Below are 20,149 nucleotides of genomic sequence, written 5' to 3'. Positions count from 1 at the left end.
TTACCAATTAGCAATTACCAATTAGCCATGAAAGTTTTATTATCTGCGTTTGCTTGCGAACCGAATCTCGGCTCCGAAGAGGGAGTAGGATGGAATACTGTTATCCAATCTGCTAAACATCACGAAAGTTGGGTATTTACTCGCACGTTTTGTCGATCGTACATTGAAGCAGAACTAGAGCGGAACCCAGTGCCCAACCTGCACTTTGTTTATTTTGATCCGTTTGGGTGGAGCGAAGATTGGAAGGGGAAACAAGGATTGCTGCAACTTCACTACTATCTGTGGCAAATCTGGGCTTATTTTATCGCTCGGAAGCTCGATCGCGAAATTGGTTTTGACATAGTACATCACGTGACTTATGTCAAACATTGGTCTCCCAGTTTCCTGGCGCTGTTGCCGCATCCTTTTATTTGGGGGCCTGTGGGGGGTGCAGAGGCAGCACCAAAGCCTTTTTGGCAAGATTTTAGTCGCCGGGGGAAAATTTACGAAACGCTGCGGGCATTGGCTCAAAGCGTAGGAGAACGCGATCCGTTTGTGGGTCTGACGGCGCGCCGCAGTGCCGTGGCGCTGGCGACTACGGAAGAAACCGCAGCCAGACTGCGATTTCTCAAAGCAAAAAATGTGAAGATTTTCTCGCAAGTCGGTTTATCGCAGCAGGAAATTCAAGAACTAGAGAAATTTCCTACCCCGCCGGAGCAACCAATTAGATTCATCAGTGTTGGTCGTCTCTTACATTGGAAAGGGGTGCACTTGGGACTCCGTGCATTTGCGGAGGCGAAGCTGGAACAATCGGAATACTGGATTGTGGGAGACGGCCCGGAAAGGCAGCGTTTGGAAGCTTTGGCAACAGAATTGGGACTAGCAAATAAAGTATTTTTTTGGGGAACTTTATCTCGCACTGAAACTCTTTCTAAAATGGGGGAGTCTCACGTTCTCCTCCATCCGAGTTTGCATGACTCTGGTGGTTTTGTGTGCACGGAAATGATGGGGGTTGGTCGTCCCACAATTTGTTTGGATTTGGGGGGCCCGGCTACTCAAGTGACGGCTCAAACGGGGATTAAAGTGGCTGCTACTGACCCCGATCGCACTGTGCAAGGTCTAGCAGAAGCTATAGTGTCTTTAGCCCTAGATCGTGAATTGCGAGATCGCTTGGGTCGATCGGGTCAAACGCGCGTCAGGGAAATCTATGATTGGAATATCAAAGGTAAATTCTTTGCCCAATTGTGCGAAGATGTATTCGACGGAAAATCAGGATAACTTCTGATTTATTCGATCGGGCAAAACAAAGAAAACTATATTTTTTCAGGCGGTGAAACGTGGGCGTTGCAATCATTACTGGCTCGGCGGGTTTAATTGGCTCTGAGGCGTGTCAGTTCTTTGCCAAACAAGGCTTAGATATAGTTGGGATCGACAATAATATGCGCCAGTTCTTTTTTGGTGCTGATGGTTCTACAAACTGGAACCGCCAACTGCTCGAAAAGTCCTTGGGTACCAAGTATTATCACTTAGATGTGGACATTCGCGACTATGAAGCGATTACCAATATCTTTCAGCGGTACGGAGAGTCGATCGAATTAGTCATTCACACAGCAGCCCAGCCCAGCCATGATTGGGCTTCCCGTGCTCCGAAAATAGACTTTACCGTCAATGCCAACGGCACTCTCAATCTTCTAGAAGTAACTCGCTTGTACTGTCCTAAAGCGGTTTTCATTTTCACTTCTACCAATAAAGTATACGGCGATACGCCTAACAGTTTGCCTTTAATTGAATTAGAACACAGGTGGGAAATTGAACCTGGCCATACTTACGAAAGTGGCATTCGGGAAGATATGTCCATCGATCAGTGCCTACACAGTTTGTTTGGTGCTTCTAAGGTAGCTGCTGACGTTTTAGTCCAAGAATACGGTCGATATTTTAATATGAACACCGCTTGTTTTCGCGGCGGCTGTTTGACGGGTCCAAATCACTCTGGAGCTCAATTGCACGGCTTCCTCGCCTACTTGATGAAGTGTGCTGTCACGGGAACTCCTTACACAGTGTTTGGCTACAAAGGCAAGCAAGTTCGCGATAACATTCATAGCGCGGATTTAATTTCGGCATTTTATGAATTTTATCAAGCTCCCAAAAGCGCCCAAGTTTATAATACAGGAGGAGGCAGGTACAGCAATTGTTCGATGTTAGAAGCTATCCAGATGTGCGAGGCAATTGCGGAACGCAAGTTTAATTGGACTTATGCTGAAGGGAATCGCATTGGCGATCACATTTGGTGGATTAGCGACAATTCCAAATTTTCCAGTCACTATCCCAACTGGAAAATGAAATATAACGTTAAACAAATCCTACAGGAGATTTATGAATGTAACCGCGATCGTTGGCTGAGAGAGGATTCTAATGATTGAGCGGGGCAAAAAGAATGTGCTGGGAATTTCGGTAAACGATTGAAGAATACAAGGTTAAACAAATCTTAGGGGAGATTTATGAGTGTAACCGCGAGCGTTGACTTAAAGAGGTGCTCCATGATTGATAAAGGGAAAAAGAATGTACTGGGCATATTAGTAAATGCGGTTAATTATGAAGCGGCTGTTAGCAAAATTATTGCTGCAGCCAGCGCCGGAAAACCAATGTCAGTTTCTGCTCTCGCGGTTCACGGGGTAATGACTGGGGTTCTCGACAGCACTCATCGTTATCGGATTAATCACATGGACTTAGTATTGCCAGACGGACAGCCGGTCAGGTGGGCGTTAAATTGGCTCTACCATACGGAATTGCCCGATCGAGTTTGCGGGCCGAATGCGATGTTACAAATCTGCGAACGTGCGGCAGAAGAAGGATTACCTATCTATTTGTACGGATCTCAAGCTTCTGTACTGGAAGCTTTATCTCACAATCTCTGCCAGCGTTTTCCCAAGTTAATTATTGCTGGAACTCAGCCTTCTAAATTTAGGCACGTTTCGCCCCAAGAGAAACAAGAAATTGCACAGCAAATTCGCAACAGCGGTGCAGCAATTACCTTTGTCGGCTTGGGGTGTCCCCGGCAAGAAGTCTGGGCTTACGAATACCGGGACGACTTATCAATGCCGTTGATTGCTGTAGGTGCTGCTTACGATTTTCATGCGGGTAATTTGGCTAAATCTCCTGACTTTTTATCTAAAATAGGTTTGGAATGGCTGTTTCGGATGATGAAGGAACCTCGGCGCCTTTGGCAGCGGTATGTTTTTTTGAATCCACTTTATATCTGGTTGTTTTTGCTACAAGCTTTGAAAATCAAACAGTTCGACCCCACAGACGCCACGCCGCCTGTAGAAGAAGTATTATATGGTTGAAATTTAAACGTTTCTGGTGAATTATGGGCGATCACAAGTAAAAGCTAAAAAAGCAAACACATCGTAACTAATCGTTTTGAGGTGCAAGTGCGATCGCCTGTTCAAAAAAACTTCTATCAAATCCGCTGACATCGGAATTATAGTGGGAGGTTAAGAGTTCGCTATCCAAATCGCGAGTTCTTAACATCCCACTGAGATGATCTGAATATATTAGGGCTTGCTGAATAATCGATCGCATATTGCGTGGCGAAAGGTTTCGATCGCGCGAGCGAGAGTAAAGTCGCCGTGATAAACAGGTAAAATAGGTCAAAACCCGTGCATAGCCACCTGCGATCATGTACAGAAAAGCTGAGCTTGCTCCCCTCCAACCCTTAGACTTTGAACTAACCAACGGATGTAAATTGTCAGCCCTCAACCGTTGGGTAAAAATGGCCCAAATAATCCCGTGGGATGAATTTGAATCAGAATATGCGGCTAACTTCCCGACAGCGCATGGTGCACCAGCCAAATCTTTTCGGATGGCGTTGGGAGTATTAATCATTAAAAAAAAACTGGGAATTAGCGATCGTCCAAGAGTAGAACAGATTAGGGAAAACCCCTATCTACAATACTTTATTGGTCAATCAAGCTACAGTAACGAGCTACCCTTTGACCCCTCTCTATTAGTTCATTTTCGGCAACGAATTAGCCAGAATCTAATTAATAAACTTAACGAACGAATGGTTGAAAAAATCCGCTCCATCACCCCAGTTAAACCATAAAAAAAAAGGATTCGGACGCCAAAAATGAGTCACCCAATCGCGGAAAATTAATCATAGATGCTACCTGTGCCCCAGCCGACATTACCTATCCGACCGACTTAGGACTATTAAACAAAGCCAGAGTTCATACCGAAAAAATTATAGACATCCTGTATAAACAGATCAAATATCAAACCAGTAAAAAACCAAGAACCTACCGTAATCTAGCAAGAAAAGACTACTTAGCAGTAGCTAAACAAAGACAGCCCACCCGAAACAAAAGAAAACAGGCACTAAAAAAACAGCTCCAATATATTAAAAGAAATCTACCTCATATTCAACAGCTAATCGATGCAGGTGCGACCATAGAATGCCTGAACAAAAAGCAATATAAAACCTTGCTAGTCCTTACAGATGTCTATCGCCAACAGCAATGGTTATTTGATAATAATAAACAGAGTATTGAGGATAGAATAGTAAGTTTAAGCCAACCCCACATCCGTCCGATAGTCAGAGGAAAAGCCGGAAAAAGCGTAGAGAGGCGAGCCAAACTATCAGCTAGTTGCTTTGAAGGGTATGTATTCTTAGATCGGATGAGCTGGGATAATTTTAACGAATCAGGAGACTTAAAACAATAGTTCGGACAGTTTTTGGCCCAATGGCTTATGCTCGCTTGACTTTGAGCCACTGTGGATAATTAAATCAATGTCAGCTCCACCCCTGACTTACATTTAATTCGACTTTTTTATGCTCCTTGCCCCGCGTAAGCTTGTAGTATAGTTCCAAAAACTGTCCGGACTATTGTTAAAGAATTTGGAGATAATTATGTAATTAATTTTGCTTGACTACTTAATTTTCATAAAAAATATAAATTAAAGTTAAAAAAGTTAGACTAAAAAAAGTTTGATGGCTTTGATTTTTGAAAAATACCAGTAATATCATCACATCTGCGGAATGTGGGTTTTAGCTTAACTTGTCAGTAATGACGGCGCACTCATGAGCGGGCTGGGCGCTGATGGCGCACCTTACCCCAGATGGCGACTCAAAGAATTTGTTGGCCCTACTCCTATATATCTATTGTTCATATTTATAGTTGGTCGATCGTCCTTGACGCTACCCATACCTGCCGCTGCACCTCGGCCTCATCAGCTACACCCCTAAGTTTTTCGTTGTTAACTGCCCCAGAATTACCTCAAATGTAACGAAATATTACAAGATGACGCTAAAGCAGCATAGAGGCTTGACAGCAAAGAATTAAGCGGCTAATCTGATATACATACCCGGGTAAGTCAATTCACTGTCCTATGCAAGAAAAGCAAAAAGTTACATTGTATCTTCCACCAGAACTGCATCGCCAGCTCAAAATCCGAGCCGCAGTCGAAACTGAACCGATGTCATCAATTGCAGAAAGGGCAATTGTCTTCTACCTAGGAAATCCCGAACTGGTTGACGAAGTAGAAGCCTCCTACGGACAAACCCATCGGGTATACAACTGTCCAGAATGCACGGGTTCAGTAGTAATGCGAGATGGAGAACTGGCATCCGTAACAAGTCAGCCGAGCGTATTGGCTGAACAGGATCTTCCAGTAAAGCAGGTGTCGGGCGTCAGTGCCAGCACGGCAAAACCGGGAGAGGAAGAATTGGTTCCCTGCTAAGAATGCCTTGCTTCCCCAAAAAGCTAAAACTGAACATTTCAGTAAGAGGGCTAATGGCAGCATTGAGATTCAGCAAAGATAGCACCGTCTCTAGTGGGTCGAGGAATATGCAAGAAGAGATCAGTATTCTAATCCAAGCTCAATATCCTCTGATCTACCTCGTGACATCCGAGGAAGAGCGGTGTGAGCAAGCAATTTCGACAATAGCTCAAGCAAAACCACAGCGACGAGTATTTATCTGGACTGTAACTCACGGCATTGTGGAGTATGGTCAACCCCGCACCACCACCCAACACAACACCGTCTCGCCAGAGGCAGCAATTGAATGGGTGATCAGGCAGCGAGAACCCAACAGTAACGCTAGCATCTACATTTTCAAAGATTTGCATCCTTTTATAGATTCTCCTCCGGTAACGAGGTGGTTGCGCGATGCGATCGCCCACTTCAAAGGAACGCAAAAGACAATTATACTGATGTCTCCTTTGCAGCAAATTCCGATCGAGCTAGAAAAGGAAGTAGTGGTATTAGACTTCGCGTTGCCCGACATGAAGGAACTAAACCAAGTATTATCTGGTCAGTTGGAGCAAACGAAATCGCGACGCATTACCACAGAAGGGCGAGAAAAACTTTTAAAAGCAGCCTTGGGATTGACCAAGGACGAAGCTGAAAAAGTTTATCGCAAAGCCCAAGTTTCGACTGGGCGCCTCACAGAAGAAGAAGTAGACATAGTTCTTTCGGAGAAAAAGCAATTAATTCGGCGCAACGGCATTCTAGAGTTCATTGAAGAAGACGAAACCCTGGATGCAGTCGGCGGTTTAGAAGAGCTGAAGCGGTGGCTGAGACAGCGTTCCAACGCCTTTACAGAAAGGGCTAGAGAATACGGTCTGCCCCAACCAAAAGGGATGTTAATTCTCGGCGTACCGGGATGCGGAAAATCGCTGATTGCTAAGACCACCTCCCGCCTCTGGGGACTGCCCCTGCTGAGGCTAGATATGGGTAGAGTCTACGACGGCTCGATGGTGGGTCGATCGGAAGCCAACCTCCGCAATGCCCTCAAAACCGCAGAATCCATCTCTCCAGCCCTCCTCTTCATCGACGAACTAGACAAAGCCTTTGCAGGAGGCACTGGTTCTGCCGACTCAGACGGAGGCACCTCCAGCCGGATTTTCGGTTCGTTCCTCACTTGGATGCAAGAAAAGACTTCCCCAGTCTTCGTAATGGCAACAGCAAACCGAATCGAGCGGTTGCCGGGAGAATTCTTGAGGAAAGGCCGATTTGACGAACTCTTCTTTGTTGATCTGCCTACCAAAGAAGAACGCCAAGATATATTTAAGATTCACCTGTCAAAGCGCCGTCGGGAAATTACTCGCTTCGATTTAGAGCAACTTTCCAATGTTTCCGAGGGCTTTTCAGGTGCAGAGATTGAGCAAGCGCTAGTAGCCGCAATGTACGAAGCCTTCGCTCAAGATCGAGAGTTTACGCAGCTAGACATCATCGCGGCCATTAAATCCACAATGCCACTGTCTAAAACAATGACCGAACAGGTCACCGCCCTGCGAGATTGGGCTAGACAGCGTGCACGGCCCGCTGCGTCTTCCGTCGCTGAATATCAGCGAATGGAATTCTAAAAGCTTTCTCCTGGTCCAAACAGGAGCAAAGGCTAGCAACAGCTAGCAGTTCGATTCAAGAGCCGCCAAGCGGCACCGTTAAATCCAGACCGTTGTTGTTTCTCTCTCAGTTGTATTAGGAGGAAATCCAATGTCTCACTTTAGCACACTGCGTACCAAAATCACCGATGCCGAAATCCTGAAAGCTTCCCTGCGCGACTTGGGCATTTCAGTCAAGTCAGAAGCTGATGTTCGTGGCTATAACGGTCAGCGCGTTCGCTCCGACATCGTGGCGATTCTCGAAGGCGAATATGACCTGGGTTGGTCTCGCAATAGCGATGGTTCTTTTGACCTGATTGCCGACCTCTGGGGCGTCGCCAAAAAACACAATCAAACAGAGTTAATCAACTCTATCAACCAGAAGTACGCAGTTAACAAGACCTTGGCAGCAGTCAAGCAGCGCGGTTTGCAAAATGCCAACGTTAAGCTGGTAGTGCAAAACTAATTGATCTGCATGTTTCCAAGCTCGCGGGTTAACCAAACAAACGGGTTAACCCGTTTTTAGATCGCTAGGAGGTAGAGGGGGGTCTTGGGGCCGCCACATACTTTTTTAGCACCCCCAAGCAGCAGCTTTCAACCTGAAAGCTGCTGCTTTATGCTTTAATGCTCGGCTACCTAATGCTTGGGGCAATCGTCGATCGTTTGTTGATAAATTTCAAGTATTCGATCGACTTTGCGTTCCCAATCAAAATACTGCCGGACTCGTTCCCGTCCCGCACAACCCATACTCTGCCGCAATTCTGGTGACTGAGCGAGCTTGAGCATCGCATCTGTCAGTCCCTTGACAAAGCCTTCTCTGGAAGTGGGTTCTACTAAAATACCGCAAGTGGAATTCAGATAAGGATCGCGAATTAAATAATTTACACTCTTGAAAGTGGGGAGTAGGGGTTGGGCTTATAGCCCGCCCTTTCTGGACGGGCGGGACGCCCATCCCACAAGAACCATCACGCATTGTAAGTTATTTAATTCTCATTCCTAATCTGCCGGGCAGCCCCAGTTCGTTGCTATGACGGGTAAGCCCACTGCCATTGCCTCCATCACCACTGCCCCGCCGCATTCCCGCACACTGGGGAAAACCATTGCATGAGCTTGTTGCATTTTGAGAGCGCACTCCCCCTGAGACAGCCAGCCACTAAATACAACGCTGCTGTCGATGCCGAAGCGAGCTGTTTGAGCTTCGAGTTCCCCTCGGATTTGCCCATCACCGATGATTTCCAACCCACATTCGGCACCATCAACTGGCACATAGGCGGATTGAGGGGGGAAAATTGATACTCCCCACCGATGAATCGGGGGGATTCTTGATTAAGACCACAAAGGGACTTTCAAAGGCGTTATCAATGCACCTCTACCCACTCAGCGATTGGACAAATCCAAGCCTTGCGTATACTTTGTTTGTTTGTTTATGCTTTCAGAGTCCATCACAACGCCAGATAGGTACGCTCAATAATTCACTATTGCTTGTTTGGTCAGGCTACAGTCAAGCTGAGACGAACCAAAGAAAGGAGTTTCACCTTATTAAATTATTTCAACACGTGGATGGTTATTCTTAATCACGTTATAATTATACCGCTTTGTATTAATACCAATTCACTAAGCTGTTACGCATTTAAATTGGAAAATCTGGACAGGCTAGAAGCCCGTCCCACAAGAGTTTTATTGATTTTTGACACACAGTTTAAATGTAGAACAGCTTATGAAGGTACACGCTCATGTAGGCTAAAAGTAGAGGAGATGCAATATGGGCAACAAATTTAAGGTAGAAATCCAGGAAACGGTTGAGGAACTAGAGCATCGACTCGAACGGGCTATAACCGCAGTAAGTAAAGAAAAATTACTGCTATTATACTGAATTGCCACCAAAAAAATCAAAACAAGAGAAGAATTAGCCACGATGCACCGATCGAGACGAATCAACAATATATCGTTGGTTAAGAGCTTACAAACAAGGTGGAATTACCTCATTACTCACAGTAAAAAAAGCTCCCGGTAAGACTCCACATATACCGCCCGAAGTTAGAGAAAAATTAATCAAAAAACTGCAAGAGCCAGAGGGGGAAACAAGTTATGGCAAATTACAGATATGGCTAGAAAAAGAATGCGGAATCAAAGTGAGCTATAAAGTCGTACATGACCTAGTTCATTATAAATTAAAATCTTACCTCAAAGTCCCAAGACCCCAAAGCAATAAGGTGAACGAAGTTGCACAGACAAACTTCAAAAAAAAACTGTGGGAGATTATCAAAGTAATGATTAAATATTTCGGGACAGGACAGCCTGTAAGGATATGGTGTCAGGACGAGAGTAGATTTGGATTGATTACTATGCAGGGTAGGATGATTACATTGAAGGGGATAAAACCCGTCGGGAAAGAGCAATGGAAGCGAGGAAACTTCTATGTGTATGGAGTTGTAGAGCCATCAACAGGTGAACAATATTATCAATAATTTTCTCAGCTCAATCACAACTGCTTTCAAGAGTTTTTACATGGATTTGCTGAAAAATACTCAGACTATTTCAATCTAATTATCATGGATAATGGTAGCTTTCATAAAGCTCTCTTATTAGACTGGCATGACCATGTAATGCCAATATATTTACCTGCCTATAGTCCTGAATTGAATCCGATTGAAAGATTGTGGGAACCTACAAAAAAAGACCTCAAGTGGGAAAATTATTCGAGTTTAGATAAACTCAAAGAACAGGTAGATATAATTATCAAATCTCTCACGAATGAAGAAGTTTTATCTCTCTGTGGTTGGGACTATATCCTTGAAGCTATATTAAGTGCAGGTTCATAGTGAATTGGTATTAGTGAAAAAAACATTATCATTCTCGAAAAAGCTATAAAATCAGATCGGGGCAATCTGGAACGTCATCCACGAATCTAACCAACAAGTCAGAAAAAAAATGGGGATTGCATAACAATATCGATTGTTTTTCTCTGTCCTTTACAAAAAAAAATACCAAAATATGTTCGATATTGTTGCCAATATTCCAAGGCGACTAAGACCTCTTCTTCGAAAGTTAGGATGGTGCGAAGTCCTCTTCTGTCTTTATTATTTTCTACAGCAAAGTTCACCCTTGGCGTTAACTATTGCTTTGAGGGTTTGAATGTTGATACCAAATCAACGTGGAAATTGACAAGATTGCAAATTTATATAAGATTGATTTTTCGTGATTTACTTATTGTGTAATGACAACAGAACTTTCTAGCATCTTATCCTGTCTATGGCAAGACAAGAGTGAAAATAAGTTACGAGTTGGGATTCAATTAACTCAAGCAAAATGTTTCATTATATCATAAAATTATTTTACAATAGGTCTAAGCTGTTGGGCATCTAAATTGTATTTTTGGGGCGGGCTAAGAGTGCCAAACCCTACTCCCCACAAGACTTTTTTTAAATTTGACTATACAATTTAAATGCACTGGGAGCATCTCATATTTGTAAAAACACTTCTTCTGGGTCCTTCCTTCTTCCTCTTCCCTCTTCCCTCCTGCCTCAAAACTCCTGCCTCAAAACTCCAATTTCTAGCTTGCCTGCTTTCATTGAGATGCTCCCAATGCACTTCAGCTTAAGCTCAATGTAACGCAGGCACGGAACACCCTAACCAGGGTGATATGCGCCTGCGTTATCAAGAATCATCTCAATACAAATGAACCCTAACTATTCATCGGCAATCTACCAGATGCAGCCCGCTGCATGGTACTAACTCGCAGCGAGTTAGAGAATATTCCTTGACCTTGCAGTTCAGGGATAGCAGGTTTTACTTCTACTTTTACCACCCTGGCTGTGCAGATAAAAACCGTTTGATCGGCTAAATGGAAAGTCAACCAAGGTTGATTTAACAAATTCAGCAGTTCTTCTTGTAGTTCTTGTGCAGGTATCGGAATAGTGAAAGTTTCAGCCTGACCTTCCACATAATGAAATGTCACTTGAGTTGTGTTCTCTTTATCTTGAGTTAATTTGGCAAAAGAACCTGCGCGCATAAATTTTGCTCCCCAACTTTAGACTATAAAAAAATCAGAATTAAATCTAAAAAATTTGAATTCTGAATTGTTTAACTTTAACCTGTGACAGGGCTGAGGCAGAACTCAGAAGACTGAAGGCAGAATTAAATCGAGTTCAGCCTTCTAGTTTATAGCTGATTCCTGCGAGATCCTATACGTTAGCAGAAGATGTTGGCATCGCACTCATTTTCTCTAAATCTAGAACTTTTGCCAAGTCTTCTGCACTCATTAAACCCCGTTCTAGCACAATTTGCCGCAAAGATTTGCCGGTTTCTAGAGATTCTTTGGCGACGGCGGCGGCGTTGAGATAGCCGATGTGAGTGTTGAGGGCGGTAACGAGGGCGAGACTACCTTCAGCATAAGCGAGACACCGATCGCCCTTAGCTTCAATTTTGGCGAGGCATTGTGTAGTCAAAGCGCTGATGGTATTGCCCAAAATTTCGATGCTGTGAATGAGATTGTAGGCAATCAGGGGCATCATCACGTTTAATTCTAATTGTCCTGCTTGGGCGGCAAGGGCGATCGCGCTATCGTAACCCATAACTTGAAAACAAACCATCGATGTCATTTCTGCCATCACAGGATTGTATTTTCCCGGCATAATGGACGAACCAGGTTGCACAGGAGGCAGTTGAATTTCTTTCAAACCCGTTTTCGGCCCGGAGTCCATCAAACGCAAGTCGTGGGACATTTTAACGCAATCTTGAGCGAGATTTCGCAGTGCACCGGACACATTTACAAACGGTGCCATACTCTGCATAGCTGCCATTAAATGCTTTGCTGGTTTCAGGGGTTGGTCGATTAATTCGGAGAGAATTTCAGCAACTTTTTGACAGTATTCAGGATGAGTATTTAACCCGGTTCCTGCCGCACTTCCCCCCAATCCCAGGGATGTCAAATCATCGGATGCCCTGTCAATTCTCAAGGTATGTTCTCTGAGAATTTGCGCCCAAGCGCCGAAGGTGTCGCCGAGTCGAACGGGCACAGCATCTTGCATATGAGTGCGGCCGGATTTAACAATATCTTTGAACTCTTCGGCTTTGTTTTCTAGGGCGACTACGGCATCCGACAAAGCCGGAAACAGAGTTTTTTCTAATGCCAACAATCCGCCAATCCGAATCGCCGTCGGAATCACATCATTTGTCGATTGACCGTAGTTTACATGATCGTTAGGACTAACGCGCTTGTAATTGCCTTTTTCATCGCCCATAATTTCCAAAGCGCGATTTGAAAGAACTTCATTAACGTTCATGTGGTGAGAAGTTCCGGCGCCGGCTTGGTAGACATCAACTACAAATTGATCGCGCAATTTGCCAGCTAGGATTTCATCTGTTGCTTGGACAATGGCTTGACTGATGTCTTCTGGAATGCAGCCGAGTTCGCCATTGGCGATCGCCGTTGCTTTTTTAATTAAAACACAAGCATCAACGTATGTTGATAAAGGCTTAATGCCGCTAATGGGGAAATTTTCAATAGCCCTTAGAGTTTGGATGCCATAATAGACATTAGATGGGATTTGTTTGTCTCCCATCGAGTCGCTTTCGGTGCGATAGGTTGCGGTTGGCTTTTGAGTCATATCGTCTGGTTTGTGAGAATTAGGAATTGGGATTTTTTTTAAGAATGCTGACTGCCACTGCTGTTTTACCGCGTCGGCGGACTCAGTAAAATACAAGTCAATCGATTTTCGATTTTCGATTTTCGATTTTCGATTAAAGAATTGAAGCATTGACCCCACGGATAAACTGGGGGGGCAAGTTTATCGGATACAGGTTTTTTATTTCTCCACGGATGAATCCGGGGGCTTGTATCCTGGATGCTTTCGCTCACGATTGTAAATAATTATCTCACACTCCGAGTTAAATCTCAAATCTCAAATCTTAAATTAAGATTATTTACCTAAAAGTGTGCAAGAATAGTTGTGTAATTCCGAGTTGTTTAGAACGCCTCCTTCTGTACTTGAGCAGATAAATTTGCGTGCTTAAAAATAAATATTAAACCAGAATTTGAATTTTTGTCACAAAAATTCAAATTACAAATCGGGGAAAGTTGTTATATTTGGTAGCACAAACAATTTTGCAGCAGGCGAATTGCCAAAAATTATGCCGCGTTACCAAACCATAGATGATGTTCCTACCCTCCAAGAGGCACTCGAAGGAATAATTGTTGAAGATTTAAAAAAACTGAATGCACTGCTGTCGGGCGATCGCAAATTAACCCGAAAAGCTGACCTGGTTGCTGGGATTAAACAGCAAATGCAGGGAGAAAAACTTAAGCAAGTTTGGGCGCAATTAGACGATTTGCAAAAAGCGGCCGTAGCGGAAGTTATACATGGGTCAGGTGGTGGCTATGATGCCGATGTATTTATGGCGAAATACGGACAACAACCAGACTGGGGAAAGAGCGATCGCTATGGATACAACCGAGAACCATCCCTACTATGCTTGTTCTTCTACGGCACTGCGATACCCTACGATCTGGAAGAAAAATTGCTGAAGTTTGTGCCAAAACCTCAAGCAACTCCCTTAAATCTGGTTGGGGATGTACTGCCAGATAATTTTATGGTTCGTGTAGAAAAACCTAACTTTCGTACATCTCAAACAGAGGTATCCGAGTACGAACTTCCTTTGACAATTTTTGAAATGGAACGGGCAGCCCCAAAGGATTTGGAAGCAGTTTTGCGTCTGATTCAGTCGGGCAAAGTTGCCGTTAGTGAGAAAACCGCATTACCTGGTGCCGCAACTCTGAAAGCGATCGCCGCCGTATTGCAAGGGGGTGATTTTTATAACGACGAACAGCGCCAAGCTACCTTGGAAAAGGGCGATATATTCTACGAGGTTGGTAACATCAAATCCTTTGCTTGGGCCGCGATCGCCCAAGGGAGCAAATTCGCCGAACTATCCGGCAAAAAGCTTGTTTTGACCAAAGCGGGACAGAAAGCTTTGCAAGAATCACCTGCCAAAGGATTGCAGACAGCATGGAAGCGCTGGTTAAAAACAAACACTTTTGATGAATTTCGCCGGATTGATGCGATTAAAGGACAAACCGGCAAGGGCGCGCGCGGCATGACAGCGGTGGTGGGGCGGAGAGAGGCGATCGCCTCAAGGCTAGCAGAATGTCCTGTTGGTAAATGGGTTCTGTTTAGCGAATTTAGCAGGTATATGTTGGCAACGGGGAATCGGTTTGAAGTAACCCGCGATCCCGACAATCTCTATATTTCTGAATTTGGGTATGGTAACTTAGGATATTCGGGCAGTCACGATTGGCATATTCTGCAAGAAAGATATATGCGCTGCCTGTTGTTTGAGTATGTTGCTACCCTGGGAATAATTGATGTTGCCTATGCCGATCCGTCCCTCCTACCCAGCGATTTTGACGATCTTTGGGGAACGGACGATTTGAGATTTCTCAGCCGCTACGACGGCTTAATCTCTTTTCGCCTGACAGCTTTGGGGGCTTACTGTTTGGGATTGACTGACAATTACACCCCACCAGCAATTGAGTTCAGTCAAACACTCCGCGTACTGCCCAATTTAGATATTGTTGTAGCAGGAGAAGGCATTGCGGCATCAGATGCGATCGTCCTCGATCTCTATGCTAAAAAAGTTTCAGATGTCGTCTGGCAACTCGATCGACAAAAGCTATTTACCGCCATTGAAGCCGGATACCCGCTAGCAGAATTTAAAGAAGTTTTAGAGACAAGAAGTATCGAACCGCTACCCGAAACTGTACAGCAATTTCTGACGGATGTTACAGAACGATCGAATAGTTTGCAAGACTTAGGAACTGCCAAGTTAATCGAATGTGCTAGCCCCCATTTAGCAGTGTTGATTGCCAATGATTCCCGTACCAAAAAATTCTGTCAGCTAGCGGGCGATCGCACTTTAGCAGTTCCATTATCCCAGGAAACTAAGTTTCGCAACGCCCTGCGGCAGATCGGCTACGTCTTACCCCAGCGGGATAAATAGTAAGATATTGTCCGGTGGTATAGCAGGAGGCAGGAGGCAGAAGGCAGGAGGCAGGAGGCAGACGTAATCAGAGCTCATGTTTCAGCAATCGATATCGTCCGGCGCCGCCTTGGCGGTTGTTATATCTGAGATGTTGCACCATTCTCAATAAGGCTTTTATGGGCGGGCAGGATGCCCACCCCACAAGAAATTAATTCTTTGTGGAACAGGCATCTTGCCTGTTCTTGAGAATGGTTCAAGATGTAAGGTGGTATCGATCGCACTCGCGCCAGGGTGAAGCAGTCGCATACAAATCCTGAAATTTATTGCAGGGACAATCGCCCGACTGCTTCACTCCTACAAGTATCTAAAATAGTTTCCTTCTTCCCGATCGCATTTGAGACAAGCCTAATAATTAATCCGTGTATCCGTGTTAATCCGTGTAGTGCATTCCTTCTTCTTATGAATTATGTTCCCGAAAATGCTTTGATCGTGCAAAGCGATCGATCGATCTTACTAGAAGTTCACGCCCCCACAGCACAACAGGCGCGAGAAGCGATCGCCCCCTTTGCCGAATTAATCAAAAGTCCCGAACACATCCACACCTATCGCATCACGCCCCTCAGCGTGTGGAATGCGCGGGCGGCGGGAATGCCAGTTGAAGAGGCGATCGCAGCTTTGCGAAAATATGCCAAGTATCCCATTCCTGAGTCCGTAGCGCAGGAAATTGAACTGTTGGGGGCGCGGTATGGATTAACTGTAATTGAAAGAATCGATGCGGCTAACCCCGATTTACAACTGCGAATTGCCGATTTTCCCCTAGCGGAATTGCTGGTACGGGACGATCGCGTTAAACCAATGTTGGGGAAGCGCATCTCCGATCTTTGCTTTCAAGTCGATGCCGGGAATCGCGGCGTACTCAAGCAAGCTTTACTAGCGGTGGGCTATCCGGCAGAAGATTTGGCTGGATATGTGGAGGGTGCCGAATTAGGGATTTCTTTGCGCGATCGAACTTTAGCGGACTTGCCCTTTAATTTGCGTGCTTATCAACACAAAGCCGCAGAAGCATTCTATCAGGATGGGGACGTAAAAGGTGGCAGTGGGACGATCGTCCTACCCTGCGGGGCTGGTAAAACGATAGTCGGGATGTTAGCGATGAGTTTGGTAAAGCAAAAGACACTCATCCTCACCAGCAGTTTGACTTCAGTGCACCAGTGGCGCAGGGAAATATTAGACAAAACGAGTTTAACTGAGGATGCGATCGCTGAGTACAGCAGTGTCACCAAACAGACGGCTGCTGTCACCCTATCGACTTACCAAATGCTAAGTTATCGATCGAATAAAGATGATGAATTCCCGCATTTCGAGTTGTTTAACGCCCAATCCTGGGGACTAATTATTTATGATGAAGTCCATCTATTACCTGCACCGATATTTCGGATCACTGCTGAATTACAAGCACGGCGCAGGTTAGGTTTAACTGCGACATTGATTCGCGAAGACGGGAAAGAAGGCGATGTTTTCACATTGATTGGGCCCAAGCGCTATGACGTACCTTGGCGCGAATTGGAAGGACAGGGATTTATTGCCACTGCCAATTGTACGGAAATCCGCGTCGCGCAAAATGAGGCGGAAAAAATGGAATATGCCCTAGCGCCCCGCCGCAGCCAGTTTCGGATTGCTGCGGAAAATCCAGCTAAGTTGGATGTGGTGCAAAGTTTGTTGCAAAAGGAAGCGGGACACCGTATTTTAATTATTGGTGAGTATCTCGAACAGTTGGATGCGATCGCCAAAATTACCGAATTGCCTCTGATTACGGGGAAGACAAAACAGGCAGATCGCGATCGGTTATACGAAGCATTCCGTCACAAAGAAATTCCCGGATTAATTCTATCTCGCGTGGGCAATTTTGCCGTCGATTTACCCGATGCCGATGTGTTGATTCAAGTATCGGGAAAGTATGGTTCTCGCCAAGAAGAAGCGCAGCGCCTCGGACGAATTCTCCGCCCGAAATCCGATGGACATACTGCGAGTTTTTATACATTAGTATCGCTACAAACTTGCGAGGAAGATTTTGCCCGACACCGCCAACTGTTTCTGACTGAACAGGGCTACAACTATCGCATAGAAGTTCAAAAAGATGTGTAGTCAGCTTTGCATAATAGACCTCTTACAGTATTAACGCGCTTGTAGTTGCTTTTTTCATCTCAACAAGTTGCTACACTATTAATAACCGCATCCTCACCCACATTTATGTTCGCAAAAGCAATCCTCGCTCTCGGTCCCTTAATCTCGGAAGTGCTGTCACCCATCGCCAGAAATATCGGTCACAAACTAGGAGAAACCCTCGGCAATAAATCTCAACAGTGGCTCGAATTTCTGATTCCCGATCCCAATCAGATATTCTCAGATTCGACTGAGATAGAGCAAGCAAAACAGAGTTATTCCCAAGAACTGCTCGAATACGTCAAAGCGAAAGATGCCAGAGATAACGAATTGTTAAACCTGACATTAGCACAAACAGCACGCCGCCTTGAGTTGCAAGCACAGGAAAAGGAAGACAGACTGAAGCTGGCAGCCTTGCAGCGGGATTTGATGCGGGAATTGCAAGCAAAGGATATTCAGATCAAGCTGGCTGAAATTCAAACAATTTGGGATAAAGATACTTGGTTTTCTAAGTTGAATCGAGAGGAAACTAAGCAGATTTTACTTCAGCAGCAACATCGCCTCTTAATCTTACTATCACCGCCCAAAATTAGCAAGCGATGCCCGGAAACCTTTTGTGAAGATTTGCCCATTGAGATGAGAAGTGTGGGAGATTTTCTCAGACAGCATTATCCTCAACAGGATGTCTTACGCCCAGTTAAGTTTTATAGCGATTATTTCACTGAGTCGATTGGTGATATTGATGTGGAACGCTTGCAGCGAATTTTATCTCCGGTTCCTACTACAATTTTATATAGCGATATCAGCGACTATGCCGTAACTTTTCGCGTCGGCTTTTGGGGATTCCTGAATAGTCAGGAAGTCTCCCTGTTTTCTACCAAAGTTTTTGAGTGGGAAGAGGCAAAAGATGCACTTTTAGCATCTGGAGTAAGTGAGAAAAAAGCCCTACGCATGATTCGGCAGTTGATTGTGGCAATTCACAAGTTACTTGCGGGATTTTTAGCAGATTTGTATTATCTCAATATTGACCCTGGCTATGAACCTTTATTATTTAAGTTAAAGGATGAATTGGCTCAAAATGGGTTGGCAGAAGAATGGGTGAAACCTTATTTTGATATTCTTCAGGATATTCAGGGGCGACAGCGAGAACTGTATGAACAGGAGTTGAAAAAGCTGATTGAGCAAGTAGAGACTGAACGTCAATCTCAAGAAGCTGCCAAAGCTGAAGCTCAACGCCAACAACAAATAGAAGAATCTGCCAAAGCTGAAGCTCAACGCCAACAACAAATAGAAGAAAAAATCATTAGAAAAGCTTACTCCTTCAAATGTGTAAAAACTCTTAATGGCGTAGCTATGTCATCTGTTGATTGCGTAGTTATTAGTCCAGATGGCAAGACTTTTGCTAGTAACAGCAGTGGAAATTGCAGCAAACTTTGGAATCTCCATACAGGAGAGCTGATTCGTACTTTTTCTGCGGATTCAGGTGCGGTTTATTGCGTTGCCATTAACCCTAATGGAACAATTTTAGCTAGTGGAAGTTCTGACCAACAAATTAAGCTGTGGAATCTGGAAACTGGACAAGAGATTAGCACTCTCAAGGGTCACTCAGGTTTAATTCGGTCTCTTGCTTTTAGTTCAGACGGAGAAACTCTTGTTAGCGGCAGTGGTGACCATACTATCAGACTGTGGAATCTGAAAACCAAACAGGAAATCCGCACTCTCACTGGACATTCAAACCTGGTTATGTCTGTCACTATCAGCCCGGATGGAGAAAATATTGCTAGTGGCAGTTGGGACAAAACTATAAAACTGTGGAGTCTGAAAACCAGACAGGAAATTTGCACTTTTACTGGGCATTCAGAGTCAGTTTATTCTGTCGCCTTCAGCCCGGATGGACAAATTCTTGCTAGTGGTAGTGGAGACAAGACTATCAAACTTTGGAATCTGAAGACCACACAGGAAATTTGCACTCTAACAGGGCATTCACACGGGGTTTTTTCCCTTGCCATCAGCCCGGAGGGACAAATTATTGCAAGTGGAAGTAATGACAATACTATCAAGCTTTGGAATCTGAAAACCGGACAGGAAAATCGCACTCTCACAGGGCATTCAAACAAGGTTAATTCGGTCAGTTTTAGCCCGGATGGAAACACTCTGGTTAGTGGCAGTAATGGTGGGAGTATCAAGATTTGGCGGTGTGATGGATGAACTAACAGGGAAAGATAAAAATTAGGGCAGGATTTGCAAACAGGGAACTACAAAACTTGACTGCGTGAGAAATAAACCGATAAACGCTTAGGGAAAGTAATTGAAATGTCAGAAACAATTAATTTTGAGCAAGCAGTGTTAGAGAATCTGCGACAGTTGCCAAGGGAGAAACAACAAGAAATGCTCGACTTTGCACAATTTCTCGTGCAAAAAGCTGATCAGAAAAAGCAGTTATCCAGCGAAAGTTCTGAGTCTAACAGTTCGTCAACAACCGCACCTACTCTCAAGCTATCACAAGCGAGAAATTGCTAGCCTGCCAATAGCAGAACGCCATAAAATACTAGCACCATTTATACCTGCTACAGCCGAAGATTTTTTGACATATCCTGAATTAACCGAGTTTTCGGTACTTGATGGCGAAGACTGGGAGGATG

General features: G+C 44.6%; 15 protein-coding genes and 3 pseudogenes. 13 read left to right on the top strand and 5 right to left on the bottom strand.

The annotated features are described in order from the left end of the window. The first annotated feature begins 27 nt into the window (after positions 1–27). The 3 genes from QUB20_RS01565 (at position 28) to QUB20_RS01555 (ending at position 3,323) form a co-directional block, all read left to right on the top strand. Positions 28–1,257 carry a glycosyltransferase gene (locus QUB20_RS01565; RefSeq protein ID WP_333236478.1) on the top strand — a complete coding sequence of 410 codons (1,230 nt, stop codon included), beginning with the start codon at positions 28–30 and terminating at the stop codon, positions 1,255–1,257. A gap of 59 nt (positions 1,258–1,316) precedes the next feature. Further along, entirely contained in the window at positions 1,317–2,399 is a 1,083-nt protein-coding gene (locus QUB20_RS01560) for an NAD-dependent epimerase/dehydratase family protein (protein WP_333236480.1), read from the top strand. Between the two features lie 78 nt (positions 2,400–2,477). After that, positions 2,478–3,323: a WecB/TagA/CpsF family glycosyltransferase gene (locus QUB20_RS01555; RefSeq protein ID WP_333057265.1), complete on the top strand. Its 846-nt coding sequence runs from the start codon at positions 2,478–2,480 to the stop codon at positions 3,321–3,323. A gap of 67 nt (positions 3,324–3,390) precedes the next feature. Here QUB20_RS01555 and QUB20_RS01550 read toward each other — a convergent pair whose 3' ends face one another. Continuing rightward, positions 3,391–3,561, bottom strand: a complete 171-nt coding sequence (locus tag QUB20_RS01550; RefSeq protein WP_333211145.1) for a hypothetical protein — start codon at positions 3,559–3,561, stop codon at positions 3,391–3,393. Between the two features lie 97 nt (positions 3,562–3,658). Here QUB20_RS01550 and QUB20_RS01545 point away from each other — a divergent pair. From QUB20_RS01545 to QUB20_RS01530, 4 genes and pseudogenes are all read left to right on the top strand, one after another. Continuing rightward, a pseudogene (locus QUB20_RS01545) lies at positions 3,659–4,695 on the top strand (IS5 family transposase); the annotation flags it as partial. Between the two features lie 672 nt (positions 4,696–5,367). Beyond that, a complete protein-coding gene (locus tag QUB20_RS01540) occupies positions 5,368–5,718 on the top strand; it encodes a hypothetical protein (RefSeq protein ID WP_006635783.1) in 351 nt (116 codons plus the stop codon). 107 nt (positions 5,719–5,825) lie between these two features. Continuing rightward, positions 5,826–7,346, top strand: coding sequence for a stress-responsive protein Ycf46 (gene ycf46 / locus QUB20_RS01535; RefSeq protein WP_333057291.1), 1,521 nt, complete (start codon positions 5,826–5,828; stop codon positions 7,344–7,346). 130 nt (positions 7,347–7,476) lie between these two features. Beyond that, positions 7,477–7,830 carry a DUF1257 domain-containing protein gene (locus tag QUB20_RS01530; RefSeq protein ID WP_006635781.1) on the top strand — a complete coding sequence of 118 codons (354 nt, stop codon included), beginning with the start codon at positions 7,477–7,479 and terminating at the stop codon, positions 7,828–7,830. Positions 7,831–8,000: 170 nt separating this feature from the next. On the opposite strand, the gene QUB20_RS01525 is transcribed toward QUB20_RS01530, so the two are convergent. Both QUB20_RS01525 and QUB20_RS01520 read right to left on the bottom strand, forming a co-directional pair. After that, positions 8,001–8,150 (bottom strand): glycosyltransferase, encoded by a 150-nt coding sequence (locus QUB20_RS01525; RefSeq protein WP_445299364.1) that lies wholly within the window; start codon positions 8,148–8,150, stop codon positions 8,001–8,003. A gap of 210 nt (positions 8,151–8,360) precedes the next feature. Further along, on the bottom strand, positions 8,361–8,630 hold the full coding sequence (locus QUB20_RS01520) for a glycosyltransferase (protein ID WP_333242541.1): 270 nt from the start codon (positions 8,628–8,630) through the stop codon (positions 8,361–8,363). A 668-nt stretch (positions 8,631–9,298) separates the two neighbouring features. On the opposite strand from QUB20_RS01520, the pseudogene QUB20_RS28580 reads away from it, so the two are divergent. Then, positions 9,299–9,832, top strand: a pseudogene (locus QUB20_RS28580) (IS630 family transposase); the annotation flags it as partial. A 21-nt stretch (positions 9,833–9,853) separates the two neighbouring features. Then, positions 9,854–10,186: pseudogene (locus QUB20_RS01515) on the top strand (transposase); the annotation flags it as partial. A gap of 863 nt (positions 10,187–11,049) precedes the next feature. On the opposite strand, the gene QUB20_RS01510 reads toward QUB20_RS01515, so the two are convergent. Together QUB20_RS01510 and QUB20_RS01505 are read right to left on the bottom strand one after the other, a co-directional pair. Beyond that, on the bottom strand, positions 11,050–11,376 hold the full coding sequence (locus QUB20_RS01510; protein WP_333057269.1) for a hypothetical protein: 327 nt from the start codon (positions 11,374–11,376) through the stop codon (positions 11,050–11,052). Positions 11,377–11,548: 172 nt separating this feature from the next. Then, the gene (locus QUB20_RS01505) at positions 11,549–12,973 is read right to left on the bottom strand and encodes an aspartate ammonia-lyase (protein ID WP_333242706.1); all 1,425 of its coding nucleotides are present in this window, start codon (positions 12,971–12,973) and stop codon (positions 11,549–11,551) included. Positions 12,974–13,496: 523 nt separating this feature from the next. Between QUB20_RS01505 and QUB20_RS01500 the strand changes: the two genes are divergently transcribed. The 4 genes from QUB20_RS01500 (at position 13,497) to QUB20_RS01485 (ending at position 20,027) form a co-directional block, all read left to right on the top strand. Beyond that, positions 13,497–15,362 (top strand): hypothetical protein, encoded by a 1,866-nt coding sequence (locus QUB20_RS01500; protein ID WP_333242543.1) that lies wholly within the window; start codon positions 13,497–13,499, stop codon positions 15,360–15,362. 441 nt (positions 15,363–15,803) lie between these two features. Next, positions 15,804–17,489 (top strand): DNA repair helicase XPB, encoded by a 1,686-nt coding sequence (locus tag QUB20_RS01495; protein WP_333242547.1) that lies wholly within the window; start codon positions 15,804–15,806, stop codon positions 17,487–17,489. A 105-nt stretch (positions 17,490–17,594) separates the two neighbouring features. Beyond that, positions 17,595–19,715 (top strand): serine/threonine protein kinase, encoded by a 2,121-nt coding sequence (locus QUB20_RS01490; protein ID WP_333242551.1) that lies wholly within the window; start codon positions 17,595–17,597, stop codon positions 19,713–19,715. 105 nt (positions 19,716–19,820) lie between these two features. Next, positions 19,821–20,027, top strand: a complete 207-nt coding sequence (locus QUB20_RS01485; protein WP_333242554.1) for a DUF2281 domain-containing protein — start codon at positions 19,821–19,823, stop codon at positions 20,025–20,027. Positions 20,028–20,149 lie beyond the last annotated feature (122 nt).

This window comes from Microcoleus sp. B4-C2 (assembly GCF_036705265.1).
Taxonomy (GTDB): domain Bacteria; phylum Cyanobacteriota; class Cyanobacteriia; order Cyanobacteriales; family Microcoleaceae; genus Microcoleus.
The sequence above is the reverse complement of the archived record's forward strand: the minus strand, read 5'-3'. Positions and strand labels throughout refer to the sequence as shown.

What these genes read in the sequence shown, in the direction of transcription:
- QUB20_RS01565 (WP_333236478.1), top strand. Translation starts at nt 28, where the DNA reads ATGAAAGTTTTATTATCTGCGTTTGCTTGCGAACCGAATCTCGGCTCC.
- QUB20_RS01555 (WP_333057265.1), top strand. Translation starts at nt 2,478, where the DNA reads ATGAGTGTAACCGCGAGCGTTGACTTAAAGAGGTGCTCCATGATTGAT.
- QUB20_RS01550 (WP_333211145.1), bottom strand. Translation starts at nt 3,561, where the DNA reads ATGCGATCGATTATTCAGCAAGCCCTAATATATTCAGATCATCTCAGT.
- QUB20_RS01540 (WP_006635783.1), top strand. Translation starts at nt 5,368, where the DNA reads ATGCAAGAAAAGCAAAAAGTTACATTGTATCTTCCACCAGAACTGCAT.
- ycf46 (WP_333057291.1), top strand. Translation starts at nt 5,826, where the DNA reads ATGCAAGAAGAGATCAGTATTCTAATCCAAGCTCAATATCCTCTGATC.
- QUB20_RS01530 (WP_006635781.1), top strand. Translation starts at nt 7,477, where the DNA reads ATGTCTCACTTTAGCACACTGCGTACCAAAATCACCGATGCCGAAATC.
- QUB20_RS01525 (WP_445299364.1), bottom strand. Translation starts at nt 8,150, where the DNA reads ATGCTCAAGCTCGCTCAGTCACCAGAATTGCGGCAGAGTATGGGTTGT.
- QUB20_RS01510 (WP_333057269.1), bottom strand. Translation starts at nt 11,376, where the DNA reads ATGCGCGCAGGTTCTTTTGCCAAATTAACTCAAGATAAAGAGAACACA.
- QUB20_RS01505 (WP_333242706.1), bottom strand. Translation starts at nt 12,973, where the DNA reads ATGACTCAAAAGCCAACCGCAACCTATCGCACCGAAAGCGACTCGATG.
- QUB20_RS01500 (WP_333242543.1), top strand. Translation starts at nt 13,497, where the DNA reads ATGCCGCGTTACCAAACCATAGATGATGTTCCTACCCTCCAAGAGGCA.
- QUB20_RS01495 (WP_333242547.1), top strand. Translation starts at nt 15,804, where the DNA reads ATGAATTATGTTCCCGAAAATGCTTTGATCGTGCAAAGCGATCGATCG.
- QUB20_RS01490 (WP_333242551.1), top strand. Translation starts at nt 17,595, where the DNA reads ATGTTCGCAAAAGCAATCCTCGCTCTCGGTCCCTTAATCTCGGAAGTG.
- QUB20_RS01485 (WP_333242554.1), top strand. Translation starts at nt 19,821, where the DNA reads ATGTCAGAAACAATTAATTTTGAGCAAGCAGTGTTAGAGAATCTGCGA.